General features: G+C 70.8%; 13 protein-coding genes. 4 read left to right on the forward strand and 9 right to left on the reverse strand.

Going from position 1 to position 15,953, the window contains the following annotated elements:
• The first annotated feature begins 114 nt into the window (after nt 1-114).
• Complete coding sequence (locus tag OHB00_RS09910; RefSeq protein ID WP_406433343.1) at nt 115-1,878, forward strand: substrate-binding domain-containing protein; 1,764 nt, start codon at nt 115-117, stop codon at nt 1,876-1,878.
• 166 nt (nt 1,879-2,044) lie between these two features.
• Here OHB00_RS09910 and OHB00_RS09915 read toward each other — a convergent pair whose 3' ends face one another.
• Nucleotides 2,045-3,565: a glutamate--cysteine ligase gene (locus OHB00_RS09915; protein ID WP_406433345.1), complete on the reverse strand. Its 1,521-nt coding sequence runs from the start codon at nt 3,563-3,565 to the stop codon at nt 2,045-2,047.
• Nucleotides 3,566-4,122: 557 nt separating this feature from the next.
• Between OHB00_RS09915 and OHB00_RS09920 the strand changes: the two genes are divergently transcribed.
• Complete coding sequence (locus OHB00_RS09920) at nt 4,123-4,707, forward strand: hypothetical protein (protein ID WP_406433347.1); 585 nt, start codon at nt 4,123-4,125, stop codon at nt 4,705-4,707.
• Between the two features lie 348 nt (nt 4,708-5,055).
• Nucleotides 5,056-5,262, forward strand: a complete 207-nt coding sequence (locus OHB00_RS09925; RefSeq protein ID WP_181807334.1) for a DUF5999 family protein — start codon at nt 5,056-5,058, stop codon at nt 5,260-5,262.
• Nucleotides 5,263-5,369: 107 nt separating this feature from the next.
• On the opposite strand, the gene OHB00_RS09930 is transcribed toward OHB00_RS09925, so the two are convergent.
• From OHB00_RS09930 to OHB00_RS09950, 5 genes are all read right to left on the reverse strand, one after another.
• A complete protein-coding gene (locus OHB00_RS09930) occupies nt 5,370-6,422 on the reverse strand; it encodes an endo-1,4-beta-xylanase (RefSeq protein WP_406433350.1) in 1,053 nt (350 codons plus the stop codon).
• 50 nt (nt 6,423-6,472) lie between these two features.
• Nucleotides 6,473-7,237, reverse strand: a complete 765-nt coding sequence (locus OHB00_RS09935; RefSeq protein ID WP_406445705.1) for a carbohydrate ABC transporter permease — start codon at nt 7,235-7,237, stop codon at nt 6,473-6,475.
• A 65-nt stretch (nt 7,238-7,302) separates the two neighbouring features.
• Complete coding sequence (locus OHB00_RS09940) at nt 7,303-8,301, reverse strand: carbohydrate ABC transporter permease (protein ID WP_406433352.1); 999 nt, start codon at nt 8,299-8,301, stop codon at nt 7,303-7,305.
• 9 nt (nt 8,302-8,310) lie between these two features.
• Complete coding sequence (locus tag OHB00_RS09945) at nt 8,311-9,600, reverse strand: extracellular solute-binding protein (RefSeq protein ID WP_406433354.1); 1,290 nt, start codon at nt 9,598-9,600, stop codon at nt 8,311-8,313.
• 148 nt (nt 9,601-9,748) lie between these two features.
• Nucleotides 9,749-11,263: a glycoside hydrolase family 43 protein gene (locus OHB00_RS09950; protein WP_406433356.1), complete on the reverse strand. Its 1,515-nt coding sequence runs from the start codon at nt 11,261-11,263 to the stop codon at nt 9,749-9,751.
• Nucleotides 11,264-11,498: 235 nt separating this feature from the next.
• Here OHB00_RS09950 and OHB00_RS09955 point away from each other — a divergent pair, with 235 nt between their 5' ends.
• Complete coding sequence (locus tag OHB00_RS09955; RefSeq protein ID WP_406433358.1) at nt 11,499-12,032, forward strand: universal stress protein; 534 nt, start codon at nt 11,499-11,501, stop codon at nt 12,030-12,032.
• Between the two features lie 27 nt (nt 12,033-12,059).
• Here OHB00_RS09955 and OHB00_RS09960 read toward each other — a convergent pair whose 3' ends face one another.
• From OHB00_RS09960 to OHB00_RS09970, 3 genes are read right to left on the reverse strand one after another with little or no spacing between them, the layout of a single operon-like run.
• A complete protein-coding gene (locus tag OHB00_RS09960) occupies nt 12,060-14,600 on the reverse strand; it encodes a DUF4118 domain-containing protein (RefSeq protein WP_406433360.1) in 2,541 nt (846 codons plus the stop codon).
• A 1-nt stretch (nt 14,601) separates the two neighbouring features.
• Nucleotides 14,602-15,285 (reverse strand): response regulator, encoded by a 684-nt coding sequence (locus tag OHB00_RS09965; RefSeq protein ID WP_406433362.1) that lies wholly within the window; start codon nt 15,283-15,285, stop codon nt 14,602-14,604.
• Nucleotides 15,285-15,953: a potassium-transporting ATPase subunit C gene (locus OHB00_RS09970; protein ID WP_406433364.1), complete on the reverse strand. Its 669-nt coding sequence runs from the start codon at nt 15,951-15,953 to the stop codon at nt 15,285-15,287. Before OHB00_RS09970 ends, OHB00_RS09965 begins: the two co-directional genes overlap by 1 nt.

Raw genomic sequence — 15,953 nt, forward strand, 5'->3', positions numbered from 1 at the left:
CCTCCAGTTGAGCAATCCCGTCCCATGCCCGTCCTCGCCCCGCTACTGTCTCGAAAGCAGTTACGAAGACCGTGCGCGCCGGGCTGTCGGGGGGACAGGGAGGGCACCACCGTCATGGGACGTCACAGCTTGCCCGATCAACACCGGGCGGGCGCGGCCGACCCCCGTCCCCGTGTCCGCCGACGCACGGTGGCCATGGCGACCGCCCTGGTCCTGACCGTCGCCGGGGGTACGGCGGCGGCCGTGCAGAGCGGGCTGATCTCGTTCGGCGCATCCTGCCACGACGATCCCGTACGGGTGACCGTCGCGGCCTCCCCCGACCTCGCCCCCACACTGGCGGCGGCAGCCGAGCGGGCCCGTCGGCAGGACGTCACCTCCGACGGGCGCTGCATCGCGGTCACGGTCAGCGCCCAGGAGTCGTACAAGGTCACCGACACGCTCCGGGCGGGCCGGAAGCCGGAGGCGCAGGTGTGGGTTCCGGACTCCTCGCTGTGGCTGGACCGGGTCGCGGCGGACGGTGGGGCGACGCAGGTGACCTCGGTCGGCAACGTGGCCGCGACGCCGGTCGCGGTGGCGATGGTGCCGGCGGCGGCGAGGTCGCTGGGGTGGCCGGACCGGACCTACAGCTGGCTGCAGCTGGTCGGGGCGGCGATGCGGAGCGACTCGCTGAAGCTCGGCGCGGCCGATCCCACGCACAGCGCGGCGGGGCTGCTCGCGCTCACCCAGCTCAGTACGGCCGCGGCGAAGGTGAAGGGCGGGGCCACCCAGGCCGCCGCCATGATGAAGACGCTCTCGCGGCGCGTCTCCGACACGGACGCCCAGGTCGTCGGCACCCTGCCACGCGACTCCTCGGGCACGGAACAGGCCGACCCCGACCGCAACCAGGCGCTCGTCCTCACCGAGCAGGCCGCCTTCGCCCACAACGCCGAGACCGACTCCGCCCGCCGTCTCGACCTCTTCTACCCGAAGGACGGCTCACCGGCGCTCGACTACCCCTACGCCCTCGTCGACGAGCCGGAGCTGAGCACCGACGAGAGCCGGGCCGCGCTCCGCTTCATGACCTACGTGCAACAGCCGGACCAGGAGGAACTGCTGGCGAGGCACGGCTTCCGCACGGACGGCGGGAGTGCGTCCAGCACGCTGGTCGACACGGCCGGCGGCAGCAGCCCGCAGCCGTACTCCGAGCCCGCCGTGGGACCGGCCTCGGAGTCCGCCGTGCGGGACGCCCTCGGCACCTGGACGATCACCGTGCAGAACGCCCGGATCACGACGGTGGTCGACGCGTCGGCATCCATGGACGAGCCGGTCGCCGGCACCGGCCGCTCCCGCATGGACGTCACGAAGGCGTCCCTCCAGCGGGCACTCGCCACCTTCACGTCCGAGGACGAGATCGGCCTCTGGGAGTTCTCCACCAAGCTGGACGGCGACAAGGACTACCGCGTCCTCGTCCCCACCGAGCGCCTCGGCGACCGCAGGGGCAGCACCACCCAACGCGACCTCCTCTCCTCGGCGTTCGACAACCTCCACCCGGTCCCGAACGGCGCGACAGGCCTCTACGACACCACCCTCGCCGCGTACAAGGAGGCCACGTCCACCTACGCCAAGGGCAAGTTCAACGCCCTCGTCCTCCTGACGGACGGCGTGAACCAGGACCCGGGCAGCATCTCCCGCACCGCCCTGATCAACGAGCTGCGCAAGCTCGCCGACCCGGCGAAGCCGGTCCCCCTCATCGTGATCGCCGTGGGCCCCGAAGCCTCCAGGCAGGAGGCCCAGCAGATGGCCGGGGCCACCGGGGGCTCCGGCCACCAGGTCGACGACCCCTCCCAGATCCAGACGGTCATCCTCCAGGCGATCGTGGCAGCGGGAGCAACCGGCTGAGCCCGAGCGACAGCGCCCCGGTCAGGGGCGCGGGGAACTGCGCGACCAGCCACACCGGACCCGCGGCCAACGACGTCGGCCCAGCCCCCGGCAAGGGGGCGCGGGGAACTGCGCGAAACGCACGACGGGGCCGCGCCCGGCGACCCATCGCACCCCCGGCCACGGCTCATCCCATCGGCACCGGCTCCAATAACCCCACCGGCCACGTGTGCACCGGGTCGCCCTCGTTCATCAGCTCCGCATACCTCCGCGTCATCGCCGCCAGCGCCGCATCCCTCGGCAGCCCCTGCTCCCGCGCCCGGTGGAACGTCGCCGCCTGCCAGGACGCCCCGTTGACCCGCCGGCGGCAGCGCTCCTCGATCACGCCGAGATAGAAGTCCCGGTCGGCGGGGTCCACGCCCCACCCGTCCAGTCCGGCCCGAGCCAGCGGCAGCAGCTCGTCGCGGACGAGGGTCACCGCGTCCACTTCCGCCGTGCCGCCGCCGTACCGCGCCCGCCGCGGCCAGATCAGACGCGCGTCGATGCCGTGCCGGCACGCCGCGTCGAAGTTCGCCTCGGCCGCCGCGAACGGCAGCCGTGTCCACACCGGGCGGGACTCCTCCGCCAGGGCCCGGACCAGGCCGTAGTAGAACGCCGCGTTGGCGACGACGTCGGTGACGGTGGGCCCGGCCGGCAGTACGCGGTTCTCGACGCGCAGGTGCGGGACACCGTCGGCGATGCCGTAGACCGGCCGGTTCCAGCGGTACACCGTGCCGTTGTGCAGGACGAGCTCCGCGAGCTTCGGCACGCCGCCCGCGTCGAGGACGGCCAGCGGGTCCTCCTCGTCGGAGATCGGCAGGAGGGCAGGGAAGAAGCGCAGGTTCTCCTCGAACAGCTCGTACGCCGAGGTGATCCAGCGTTCGCCGAACCAGGTGCGCGGCCGGACGCCCTGGGCCTGCAGCTCCGGCGGCCGGGTGTCGGTGGCCTGGAGGAACAGCGGGGGGCGGGACTCCCGCCACAGTTCACGGCCGAAGAGGAACGGGGAGTTCGCGCCTACGGCGATCTGCGCGGCGACCGCCGCCTGCGCCGCGTTCCACACATCGGCGAAGCGGGCCGGGGTGACCTGCAGGTGCAGCTGCACGGACGTGCAGGCGGCCTCCGGGACGATCGACTTCGACGTGCACACGAGGTGCTCGACGCCCTCGATGTCGAGCAGGAAGTCCTCGCCCCGGGCGGCCACGATCTGGTCGTTGAGCAGGGTGTACCGGTCCACCTCGGAGAGGTTCGCGGAGACCAGGTCGTCGCGCTCCAGGGTGGGCAGGATGCCGGTCATCACGATCCCGGCGTCCACCTCGCCCGCCTTGCGGTCGGCGTACGACAGCGAGGTACGCAGTTCCTCGGCGAGCCGGTCGAAAACCCGGCCTTCGAGCCGGTGTGGAGCTATGTTCACTTCCAGATTGAACATGGCGAGTTCTGTTTGGAAATCGCGACTCGCGATACGTTCCAGAACCTGTCCGTTCAGCATTCTCGGCATGCCGTCGGCGCCGGCCAGATTCAATTCGATCTCGACACCCATGAGGTTCTTCGGGCGGTCGAACCGCTTCTCCACCAGCAGCCGCTCCAGCCCCGTCAGACAGTCACGGAGCTTTTCGCGGTAGCGCCGGCGATCGGACAGGTCGAACCGGCCCGCCACGACCTTCTCCCCCATCGAAGCGTCCCTCCTCGAATGGGCGGGCCGGGCTTCCGGCCGCCGGTGTCCCGAGTCCAGGTGGGATGATGCCCAGCGGACGCGATCGATAACGTCGCGCGCACCACCGGTACCCGCTACTCTGTTGGAATGTGTCCCGCGGCACATTCACGAGGCATGGCGCAGCACGCAACTTCGGGTTCCCCGTTGCCCTCGTGAAAAACGCCGACTGCATCCGGCCGACCGCGACAGCCTCGAAATCCGAGGTCAGCGGGGTTCCGATGGGCAGGAAATCGGGAGGATTCCGCACGAATCATCGGCTGAATTGCGCCTTGTTCTGTTCTGTGAGACGGCCTGGTGAAACACCACCTGAACAGGCGTCGTATAAACTCCGCGGACAAGGCAGAAGGCTGGCGCCCACGGTCCTGGTTCCTGCCGTCCGAGTGACGTGCGGCAGGCAACGCCCGCGCCCCTCTTCACCGAACCGGGCCCCCGCCTCTCTGACCTCCTGTGAGCTGACAGCGCCGTCCGCCCCCGCCCTCGCGCCACCGCGCCTGTCGAATGAGAGGCGACCCACCATGCCGCTGCAAGTCCCTCCTGCCCCCGCGCCCGCACTGCGTTCCGTCCTCACCGCCCTGGGGTCCCCCACCGCGGTCCGCGAGGCCCGGACCCCCTCCCTGCGCACCGCCCAGGGGCCCGTGACCCCCGAACTCCCGCTTCCCGTGCACGTGCTGGACCGGATCACGCCGGAGGGCGTGTCCGCCACCCGGCTGGCCGGCTGGCGCTTCCTGATCCGCTGCGGCGACCGGGCGGTGGCCGCGGCCGACACGATGCTCACCCCGGACGGCTGGGCGTTCTCGCACTTCTTCGAGGGCCCCTACATCGCCTCCACCGAACGGGCCCTGCACCAGGCCGAGGCCCTGCAACAGACGTACCAGCCACGCCTGTTGTCCCTGCCCGGCCTCTACATGCTCACCCTGTGGCTGCACGGCGACCGCACGGCCGACGGCGCCGAGGGGCACCCCGCCGCCACCGACCTGCTCGTGCCGCTGGCACCCGCCCCGCCCGGCATCGCGGCGCACCGGCCACACCTGGTCGCCGAACTGCTCCCGGTGCTGACCGACCGGATCACGCCGTCGCCCCTGCTCATCACGCCCGCCTGACGCCGTCGCCACACCGTGCCGTACCCCGTCACTCGCGGTCGAGTGGCGGGGTACGGGTGTTTCCCTTTCCGTTCCGCTCGTACGAGCAATTCACCGCTCCTAAGAGCCGACATAACCTTCTCCTCACAATGGCCCACCGTTCGGACTAGCCCCATCCGGCCATGTGAAACCATCCGAATTGGCAGCACGGTCGGGATGAACCGTCCGCGCGGGTGACGCGTCTCCAACCTGTGAGAAGCGGTGCGGCGAAATCCCTGCGGAGCAACGCCCGGAAGGCAACACTGGTTTCCGACCGACTCATCAGCACGGGGGACCGACATGACCACGACCAAGCGAGAGACCCTATCCATGTGCCAGCACCAGCCGCCGTGTCCGACAGCCGAATCCGCCGACCGGGAGTCCGCCCGCCTCATGGCGCACCACCCGGAACAGGGGTGGAGCCTGCTGTGCAACGGCGTTCTGCTCTTCGAGGACACCGGTGAGCTCCTGCCCGACGGCCAGATCATCGCGCCGCACCGCCCGCTCGGTGCCGGCCGTGTGGTGACCGCCGCCTGAGAGACCTGCCGCACCACCCCGGGCGGCCCCGCCGCTCCGCCCGGTGACCAGCAGGGGCCGGACGCACACCCAGGTGCGCACCGGCCCCGATGTGCGTCCGGGGACCGTCACCCCGTGTGATCGAGTGCTGTGCGCAGTGCGAAGTAGGCCGGTTTGGGAGCGAGTTGCTCGTCCCAGGGCAGGGCCGCGCCCTCGCCGGGGAAGAACGCCGGGATCCACGAGTACTTGTCCGTGTAGTCCCAGACCGTGATGCCCACGCAGTGCCGTACCGCCAGACAGGCCTTGGTCAGATCGGCGTACCAGGTGGCCTGCTCGGCCAGCTTCTCGTCGGTCGCCGGCAGTTGCATGCGCACGTCCACCTCGGTGAGCGCGGTGTCCAGGCCGAGGCGGGAGAAGCGGCGGAGGTTGTCCTCCAGGGTGGACGGATAGCCGTACTGGAGGGCCAGGTGGGCCTGGAATCCGATGCCGTCCAGGGGGACGCCCTCGGCCTTCAGCTGCTGGGCGAGCGCGTAGTAGGCGTCGCTCTTCGCGCCGAGGCCCTCGATGTTGTAGTCGTTCAGGTAGAGCCTGGCGTGCGGGTCGGCCTGGTGGGCCCAGCGCAGCGCGTCCGCGATGTAGCCGGGGCCGAGCGTCTTGTACCAGAGGGTCTCGCGGTAGCTGCCGTCCTCGTTGAAAGCCTCGTTGACGACGTCCCAGGAGTAGACCTTGCCCCGGTAGTGCCGTACCTCGGTCTGGATGTGGTTCTTGAGGACCGCCCGGAGCTCGCCGGCCGTCCAGTCCCGTGAGGTGAGCCAGTCGGGCAGCTGGCTGTGCCAGACCAGGGTGTGGGCGCGGACCTTCTGGTGGTTCTTGCGGGCCAGGTTCACGATCTGGTCGCCGTTGGCCCAGTCGAAGACGCCCTGCTGGGGCTCGGTGGCGTACCACTTCATGCCGTTGCCGGGCGTGATCATGTCGAACTCGGTGCCGAGCAGCCTGGTGTAGGCGGTGTCGGTGAGTTCGGGGTTGTCGGTGGCGCTGCCGAAGTAGCGGCCGTGGCGCTGTGCCAGTTCGGCGAGGGTGGGCTGCCGGTCGTGGGCCTGGGCGGCGGGCCCGGTGGCGATCCCGGCGGCCACGAGTACGGCCCCGAGGGCACCGGCGAGTCTGAGACGTGTACGGGACATCGTGCGACTCCGATCAGTTGGGATGATCCGTGGAGATGACCAGTGCGGGTTCAGCCCTTGGTGGCGCCGGCGGTGAGGCCGCCGACCAGCTGGCGCTCGGCGACCGAGTAGAAGGCCAGGGCAGGAACCATGGCGAGGACCAGATAGGCGAAGACGCGGGCGTACTCCGCCGAGTACTGGCCCTGGAACTGCTGCACGCCGATCGGCAGCGTCCACCACTTGGAGTCGGTGAAAACCAGCAGCGGCAGCATGAAGTTGTTCCAGCTGGTGACGACGGCCAGCACGGAGACCGTGCCGAGCGCCGGCCGGGCCATGGGCAGCAGCACCCGCCAGAAGAACCCGAAGGCGCTGCACCCGTCGAGCGTGGCCGCCTCCTCCAACTCCCCCGGGATCTGCCGGAAGAAGCCGCGCAGGATGATGATCGTCATCGGCAGCCCGAAGGCCGCCTGCGGCAGGATCACGCCCAACGGGTTGTCCAGCAGGCCGAGATAGCGCAGCAGGAGGAACAGCGGGAGGGCGGCCACCGCGAAGGGGAACATCAGCCCCATCGTGAAGAAGGTGAACAGCACCTCCCGCCCGCGGAACGCGAACCGCGCGAAGGAGAAGGCCGCGAGCGCCGACACGGCGACCACCAGCACGGTCGTCCCCACCGCGATCAGCGTGCTGTTGCCGAGCAGCCGCCAGAAGTCGCCGGAGCCGAGGATGCCGGTGTAGTTGCCGGTCAGCCAGTGCCTGGGCAGTCCGAAGGGGTTGCTGGAGAGCTCGCCGGTGGATTTGAAGCCGGACAGGACGGCGTACAGCAGGGGTACTACCATCACCGCGCCGACCGCGACAAGGACGAGGTGCAACGGCAGGGTCCGTACGGCCTTGGTCTTTCTGGTCACTTGCCGTCCCCCCTCATGTTCGTGGTGGCGCCTTCGAGGTCGCGGCGGAGCACGAACCGCTGGTAGGCGAGGGCGAAGACGAGGCAGATGCCGAACATGACCACGCTGATCGCGCTGGCGTAGCCGACCTGGTAGCGCTTGAAGCCGTACTGGAACATGGTCACGGCCATCGTCTCGGAGTGGTGGTCGGGGCCGCCCTGGGTGGTCACCCAGACCAGGTCGAAGAGCTGGATCGATCCGATCACGGAGAGGAAGACGCTGATGCGCAGGGTGGGCGCGAGCAGCGGCAGGGTGACGTTGCGGAAGCGCTGCCAGGGTCCGGCGCCGTCGATGAGGGCCGCCTCGGTCAACTCGGCCGGGATGGACTGGAGTCCGGCCAGGTAGAGCATCATGTGGAAGCCGAAGTACTTCCAGGTCATGACCAGGAAGACGGTGGCCATGACGTAGTGCGGGTCGGCGAACCACTCACCGCCCAGCCCGCCGAGGCCGATGCTGCCGAGGATGTGGTCGGCGAGTCCGTCGTCCGGAGCGAAGATCATGCTGAACAGCACCCCGGTGATGGCCTCGGACAGGACGTACGGCGCGAAGAACAGCATCCGGTAGACGGCCCGGCCGCGGAATCGCTGGTTGAGCGCGACGGCCATGGCGAGCGCGAACGGCAGTTGCAGGGCGAGCGACAGGACGACCAGGAGCCCGCAGCGCCAGAGGTCGCCGAGGAAGACGTCGTCCTGGAAGAGCTGGGTGAAGTTGTCGCCGCCGATGTAGTCGGAGGGCATGCCGAAGCCGCCCCAGCGGAAGAAGGCGGCGTACAGCGCGAACAGCATCGGCAGCAGTACGAGCCCCATGAACAGCACCAGGGCGGGCACCTGGAAGCCGACCGCCGTGAGCCAGTTCAGCAGGCGCCGACGCGCCCGGCCGCGGGCCGAGCCGGCGGCCGGGGACGGGAGGGCGAGATCGGGTCCGGTCCGCTTGTCCGGGAGGTAGGTCGAGGTCATCGGCGGTTACTACGCTTCCTTCGCGGTCTTGGTGATCGACTGCGTGACCTGCTCGGGAGACTTGGAGCCGGCGATCAGCGCGGAGACGCTGTCGTTGACCTCCTGGCCGACGGCCGGCGCGTACGCCTGGTCGAGGTAAAGCTGGAAGCCGGTGGCGGCCTTCAACTGGGCCTCCACCGCCTTGGTGTTGGGGTCGGAGAGGGCCGACTCGGCGGCGGGGAGGATCGGGAGGGTGCCGGTCTTCTTGACGAGTTCGAGGTCGGTGGCCGCGGAGGCGAAGAACTTCAGGAAGTCGACGGCCGCCTGCGGGGCGCCCTTGCGCAGGGCGTGTCCGCCGCCCCCGCCGAACACCTCGGTGATGGCGCCCTTGCCGCCCTCGACGGCCGGGAACGGGAAGAAGCCGAGGTTGGCGCCGATCCCCTTGCCCGAGTCGGCCTCGACGGACGGGGCCCACTGGCCCATGAGCTCCATGGCGGCCTTGCCGTTGCCCATGGTGGCGGCCTGTCCGGTCGGCGTGGAGTACGCGGCGCCGAGGAACCCCTTCTGGAACGGCTGGAGTTGGACCAGGTCCTTGAGATGCTGTCCGGCCTGGACGAGCCCGGGGTCGGTGAAGTCCTTGTCGTCGTTGGCCTTCTTGAGGGTGTCGATGCCGGCGGTTCGCATCGCGAGGTAGGCCCAGTAGTACATCTCGGGCCACTTCTCCTTGCCGGCCAGCGCGATCGGCGTGATGTTCTTCGCCTTCAGCTTCTTCACCGCGTCGAGGAAGCCGCTCCAGGTGGTCGGCGGCTCGCTGATGCCGGCCTGCTTGAAGAGCGCCTTGTTGTACCAGAACCCGATCATGCCGATGTCGAACGGGATGCCGTACGTCTTGCCGTCGAGGATGTACGGCGCCTTGGCGACCGAGAGCAGGCCGTCGGCCCACGGCTTGGTCCTGTCGGTGACGTCCTCGACGAGGCCGGCGTCGACCTGCTGCTGGAGCACGCCCCCGCCCCAGGTGTGGAAGATGTCCGGGAGCTTGCCCGACGCGGTCAGCGAGGTCATCTTCGTCTTGTAGGCGTCGTTCTCCAGCTGGGTGATCTTTATCTTCACCTTCGGGTTCTGGGCCTCGAACTTCTTGGCCAGACCGGCCCAGACGGTCTTCGCGGGTTCGGTGGTGGAGATGTTCCACCACTCGATCGTGGTCGTCCCGTCCGACGACCCCGAGTCCGAGCCACCACAGCCGCTGAGGGCGGTCATGCCCAGACCGGCGGCCGCGGTGGCCGCCAGGAAACCGCGACGGGACAGTGCCGGGTCGCCCATGATGCGCTCCTTGGGGTAAGGACGACCGACGCCGTCCTGGATCGGTGGTGTTCTGAGGCCGCCGTTTTTCGAAACATTCGACATTTTCATCGAACGTTCCGAACGGCGACTCTAGAAAGGCGGATCAGGAGCGTCAAGGTGTCGCGCATCAGGTGATGGGCAGGTATGCGAACCAGTCGAAGGCGGCCCGCCCCTCGGTGACGTACATGCCGATGACCCGGCCGGTGAACCCGCCGGCCACCTCGGTGGAGAGGTAACGGCCGTCGAGTTCGGCCAGCCGAACGACACCGTCGGACGTTTCGATCGAAAGGGTCACCGCATCGGGCCCGGCGGGGCGGACGCCGGTCGCGTCGTCCTGTCCCGGTTCGGTGGCGGTGGGCGGCGGCACCCGGGTCGTACGGATCTCGACCACGAGGGTCAACGGACCGGGCGGCACGGCGTGTTCGGCGAGCCGCTGCCGCAGCGGACCGATCCGGGCCACCGCGCTCACCACTCCCCCGCTCACCTCAAGGTCGTAGTGGTGGGCCTCGTCGATGCGGACCGACAGGCCCGCGCGTCCCGGGCCCGGGTCGAGCAGTGCGGCGGCCCGGCAGTCGGGGTGCTGCTGGCGGCGGCCCACGAAGGTGTGCCCGGGACGGTCGAGGCTGTCCCCGGTGGCCGTGAGTGTCAGCCACCCGGGCCGCTCGGCCAGCGACCAGGACCCGTCCGGCCTGCTGCGCGGGGAGATCCAGTACGGCGCGAGGGCCGGGTCCGTGAAGTCGTCCCGTACGGGCGGCTGTTCGACCGGGTGCCAGGCGGCCGGAGCCTCGTGCCGCATCCGCACCCGGCCCATGCGCGGCCAGCCGTCCACCCACTCCACCGGGGCCAGGAAGGTCTCCCGGCCGAGCACATGGAACTCGGGGAACCAGCCGCGCGGCCGGGTGCCGAGCAGCACCGCCCACCAGCTGCCGTCGGCGGCCTGGACGAGGTCGGCGTGCCCGGTGCACTGGACGGGCTCCCCGGTGCCCCGGTGCGAGACCAGCGGGTTGCCGGGCGCGGGCTCCCAGGGCCCGCGCGGCGAGCGGGCGCGGGCCACGGACACCCCGTGCCCGAGCGCGGTGCCGCCCTCGGCGACCAGCAGGTACCACCAGCCGCCCACCCGGTGGAGGTGCGGTGCCTCCGGGTCCCGCAGCCCGGTACCGGACCACATCGGCAGCGGCCCTTCCAGAACCTTCCCGCTCCGGGTGTCGAGCCGGGCGACCGCGACCCCCGCGACGGCACACCAGCAGTCGCCGTTCTCGTCCCAGGCGAGGTCCGGGTCGATGCCGGGGAGGTCGATCCGCACCGGGTCGGACCAGGGCCCCTCGGGCCGCTCGGCGGTGACGAGGAGGTTGCCGCCGCCGCTGACATCGGTCGTGACGACGTGGAAGAGCCCGTCGTGGTACCGGATGGTCGGCGCGTACACGCCGCCCGAGGCGGGGGTGTCGTCCGGCAGCGTCAACTGCCCAGGCCGGTCGAGGACGTTGCCGAGCTGCCGCCAGTGCACCAGGTCCCGGCTGTGGAAGAGCGGGACGCCGGGGAAGTACTCGAAGCTGGAACAGACGAGGTAGTAGTCCTCCCCCACCCGGCACACGCTCGGGTCGGGGTGGAAGCCGGGGATGACCGGGTTGTCGTACGTCCGCATGTGTGTGCCCCTCCCCAAGCCGCGCCGAAAGTTTCGGCGAGGTCGGCGAACATTACGGAGCGCACTGTAGGAGCCCGCTCGGGGCCGGACAAGGCAGCCGTCACAGGCTCGGGCCCCGGCCGTCGCCCGTTCGGCGCAGTGTCATGGGACCGGGCCGGGGTACCCGTTCGGCCCCGGAACTGCCCGGGGCGACTGCGGAAGAGACGACTGGGGAAGAGGGGAAGAACGGTGAGCCATGTCCGGTGACGACGTCCGCGCGCCCGTTCGGGTCGTGGTCGGCGTGAGTGGTTCGCTGGGCAGCGTCACGGCCCTGTGCCGGGGCGCGGCGGAGGCCCGGCGGCGGGGTGCGGAGCTGTGGCCGGTGCTGGTCTGGGAGCCGCCGGGCGGTGAGCTGGCGGCACGGCGCTCGGCGGCCTCGATGCTGCTGGTCGACGCGTGGCAGGGGCCGGCCCGGCAGCGGCTGCTGGAGGTGCTGGACGAGGTCTTCGGCGACGCCGGGCCCGGGGTCCCGCTGCACGGTCTCGTGATCCGCGGCACCCCGGGACCGTCCCTGGTGGAGACGGCGGACCGGGAGGACGACGTGCTGGTCGTCGGCGCGGGCCGGCGCGGCTGGCACCGGGCGTTCTCGGGCCGGGTGGCCCGCTACTGCCTGTCCCACGCGCACTGCCCGGTCCTGGCCGTGCCGCCCTCTCCGCTGGAGGCCGCCCTGGCGTCCGCGCACCGCCGCAACAGCTGGCATCTGCCGCTGGACTCACGGCAGTTGTCGTAGCACCGAGCCCTGCGGCAGCCCGCCGCGCTACGACACCACAGCCGCCGGCAGGTCCGGCCGCCCAGGTCTGCGGCCCGGTGCGGTGGGCAGGCTCAGCACCATGGTGAGGCCGCCGCCCGGGGTGTCCTCGGCGGCCAGCGTGCCGCCCATCGCCACGGCGAACCCCCGGGCCACCGCGAGGCCCAGCCCCACCCCCGCGCCGCGCGGTGAGTCGCCGTACCGCTGGAACGGCTCGAAGATGCGCTCCTTGGCCTCGTCCGGGACGCCGGGTCCGCGGTCCACGACCCGCATCTCCACCCGGTCGGCCATGGAGCTGGCCCTCACCAGCACGGGGGTGTCCGCGGGGCTGTACTTGACGGCGTTCTCGACCACGTTGGCGACGACCCGCTCCAGGAGTCCCCTGTCGACGTGGACCATCGGCAGCGTCTCCGGGATGTCCAGTTCCACGCTGTCCTCGGGGACCCCGCCGAGCGCCATCGGCACCACCTCGTCCAGGTCGGTCTCGCGGACGATGGGCGTGACCGTGCCGGTCTGCAGGCGGGACATGTCGAGGAGGTTGCCGACGAGGTGGTCCAGCCGGTCGGCGCCCGCCTCTATGGCCTCAAGGAGCTCCGCCCGGTCCTGCTCGGACCAGTCGACGTCGTCCGAGCGCAGCGACGACACCGAGGCCTTTATGCCGGCCAGCGGAGTGCGCAGGTCGTGGCTGACGGCGGCCAGCAGGGCGGTGCGGATGCGGTTGCCCTCCGCCAGCTCCTTCGCCTGGTCCGCCTCCTGCCGGAGCCGCTGCCGGTCGAGCACGACGGCCGCCTGCGCGGCGAAGGCGGCCAGCACCCGCCGGTCGGAGGCCGGCAGCACGCGCCCGGACAGGGCGAGGGTCAGGTGGTCGCCGACCGGCACGTCGACGTCCGCGCCCTCGGGCGACTGACAGGGCCGCGGCCCGACGCTGCCGGCGCAGGTCCACGGCGCCACGTCGGCCGCCCGCTCCAGCAACGCCACCGAGACCATGCCGAAGGTCTCCCGCACCCGCTCCAGGAGCGCCTCCAGGCTGGTCTCGCCGCGCAGCACGCTGCCCGCGAGGAAGGAGAGGATCTCCGACTCGGCGCGCAGCCGGGTCGCCTGCTGGGTGCGCCGGGCCGCGAGGTCCACCACCGAGGCCACCGACACGGCGACCCCGACGAAGATCGCGATGGCGACGATGTTCTTCGGGTCGGCGATGGTGAGGGTGTGGACGGGCGGGGTGAAGAACCAGTTGAGCAGCAGGGAGCCGACCACCGCCGAGGTGAGCGCCGGCAGCAGACCGCCGAGCAGGGCCGCGGCCACGGTCAGGGCGAGGTACAGCAGCATGTCGTTGGCGAGGCCCATGTCCGGTGCGACCGAGGTCAGCAGCCAGGTGAGCAGGACCGGCCCGAGGACCCCGGTCAGCCGGCCCCAGATCAGCCGGGACCGGCCGAGCCGCGCCGAACGGCCCAGCGGGAGCCGCCCCTTGCCGGCCTCGTCGTGCGTGACGAGGTGCACGTCGAGGTCGGGACCGGAGTCCCGGGCGACCGTGGCGCCGACGCCCGGCCCGAAGAGGTACTGCCGGGCGCGGCGCCGGGAGACGCCGAGGACGATCTGGGTGGCGTTGACCCCGCGTGCGAAGTCGAGGAGCGCGGCCGGAACGTCGTCGCCGACGCCGTGGTGGTAGGTGCCGCCGAGGTCCTCGACCAGGGTGCGCTGGACGGCGAGTTCCTTCGGGGAGGCCGAGGTGAGGCCGTCGCTGCGGGAGATGTAGACGGCGAGCACCTCGCCGCCGGCGCCCTTCTCGGCGAGCCGGGCGGCCCGCCGGATCAGCGTCCGCCCCTCCGGCCCACCGGTCAGGCCGACCACGATCCGCTCCCGCGATCCCCAGATCGCCGACACCCGGTGCTCGCTGCGGTACTCGTTCAGGTACTCGTCGACCCGGTCCGCGACCCAGAGCAGGGCGAGTTCGCGCAGGGCGGTGAGGTTGCCGGGCCGGAAGTAGTTCGAGAGGGCCGCGTCGACCTTGTCCGGCTGGTAGATGTTGCCGTGCGCCATCCGCCGGCGCAGCGCCTGGGGTGACATGTCGACCAGCTCGATCTGGTCCGCACGCCGGACCACCTCGTCGGGCACGGTCTCCTGCTGCCGTACCCCGGTGATGGACTCCACCACGTCACCGAGCGACTCCAGGTGCTGGATGTTGACGGTGGAGACGACGTCGATCCCGGCGGCCAGCAGTTCCTCGACGTCCTGCCAGCGCTTGGCGTTGCGGGAGCCGGGGATGTTGGTGTGCGGGAGTTCGTCGACGAGGGCGACCTGGGGGCGGCGCGCGAGCACGGCGTCGACGTCCATCTCGGTGAACACCGAACCCCGGTACTCCAGTTCCCTGCGCGGGATCTCCTCCAGGCCGTGCAGCATCACCTCGGTGCGCGGACGCCCGTGGTGCTCGACGAACGCGACGACACAGTCCGTGCCGCGCTCGTTCCTGCGGTGGGCCTCGGAGAGCATGGCGTAGGTCTTGCCCACGCCGGGAGCCGCGCCGAGGTAGATCCGAAGCCTGCCGCGTGCCATGTCATCCTTCGAAGCGGTAGCCCATGCCGGGCTCGGTGATCAGGTACCGGGGATGCGAGGGGTCCGCCTCCAGCTTGCGGCGGAGCTGGGCCATGTAGACCCGCAGGTAGTTGGTCTTGGCGCTCTGGGTGACGCCCCACACCTCCCGCAGCAGATGCTTCTGCGTGACGAGCCGGCCGGGGTTGGTGACCAGGATCTCCAGCAGATGCCACTCGGTGGGGGTGAGCCGTACGTCGTGACCCGCCCGCACCGCCTTCCTGGCGAGCAGGTCGATGGTGAAGTCGTCCGTCTCCACCCGGGTGGTCTCGGGGGCGAGCGGCACCTCCTGGGTGCGGCGGACCGCGGCCCGCAGCCGGGCGAGGAGTTCGTCCATGCTGAACGGCTTGGTGATGTAGTCGTCGGCACCCGCGTCCAGCGCGGCGACCTTCTCGTCGGAGGCCTGCCGCGCGGACAGCACCAGGATCGGTATGCGGGTCCAGCCGCGCAGCGCCTTGATGACGTCGACCCCGTCCATGTCGGGCAGTCCGAGGTCGAGCATCACCACGTCCGGCTGACGCGCGGCCGCCAGCCGGAGGGCCGTGGCGCCGTCGGGCGCCGCGTCCACTCCGTACCGGCGGGCCTGCATGTTGATCACGAGTGCCCGTACGAGCTGAGGGTCGTCTTCCACGACCAGCACTCGGGTCATCAGCTGCCCTTGGTCAGTTCCTTCAGCGCGATGTTGAGTTCGAGGACGTTCACCCGGGGCTCACCGATGAACCCGAGGGTGCGGCCGTCCGTGTGGTCCTTCACCAGCTTCTCCACCTGGGCGACCGACAGGCCGTTCCGCTCGGCGACCCGGTGGACCTGGAGCTCGGCGTAGGCCGGGGAGATGTCCGGGTCCAGGCCGGAACCCGAGGAGGTGACGGCGTCGGCCGGCACCTGGGAGGGCCTGACCGGGTGGCCGGGCACCGAGTTGTCCTTGACGACGGCGGCCTTGGCGTCCTTCACCTGCTGGATCAGCACCTTGCTGTCGGCGGCGAGGTTGGTCGCACCCGAAAGGATCAGCTTGTAGCGGGTGTTGATGCTGTTGCTGCCGAGCCCGTCGGCCGGACGCCCCTGGAACCACCGCAGGTCCGCGTCCGCGGTCTGCCGGCCCTTCTCCAGCCGCAGGTCGTACGACTGCCCGATCAGGGACGAGCCGACGACCCTGCCGTCCGACGTGATCTCGGAGCCGTTCGCCTTGTCGTGGAACGCGGCCTGGGCGATGCCGGTGACGACCAGCGGGTAGATGACACCGGTCACCAGGGTCAGCACGAGCAGCGCCCGCAGCCCCGCACCCAGCAACCGGGCAGTGTTCATGACGGAGTTGTTCAT

Origin of the sequence: Streptomyces sp. NBC_00631 (assembly GCF_045206895.1) — a bacterium.
Lineage (GTDB): Bacteria > Actinomycetota > Actinomycetes > Streptomycetales > Streptomycetaceae > Streptomyces.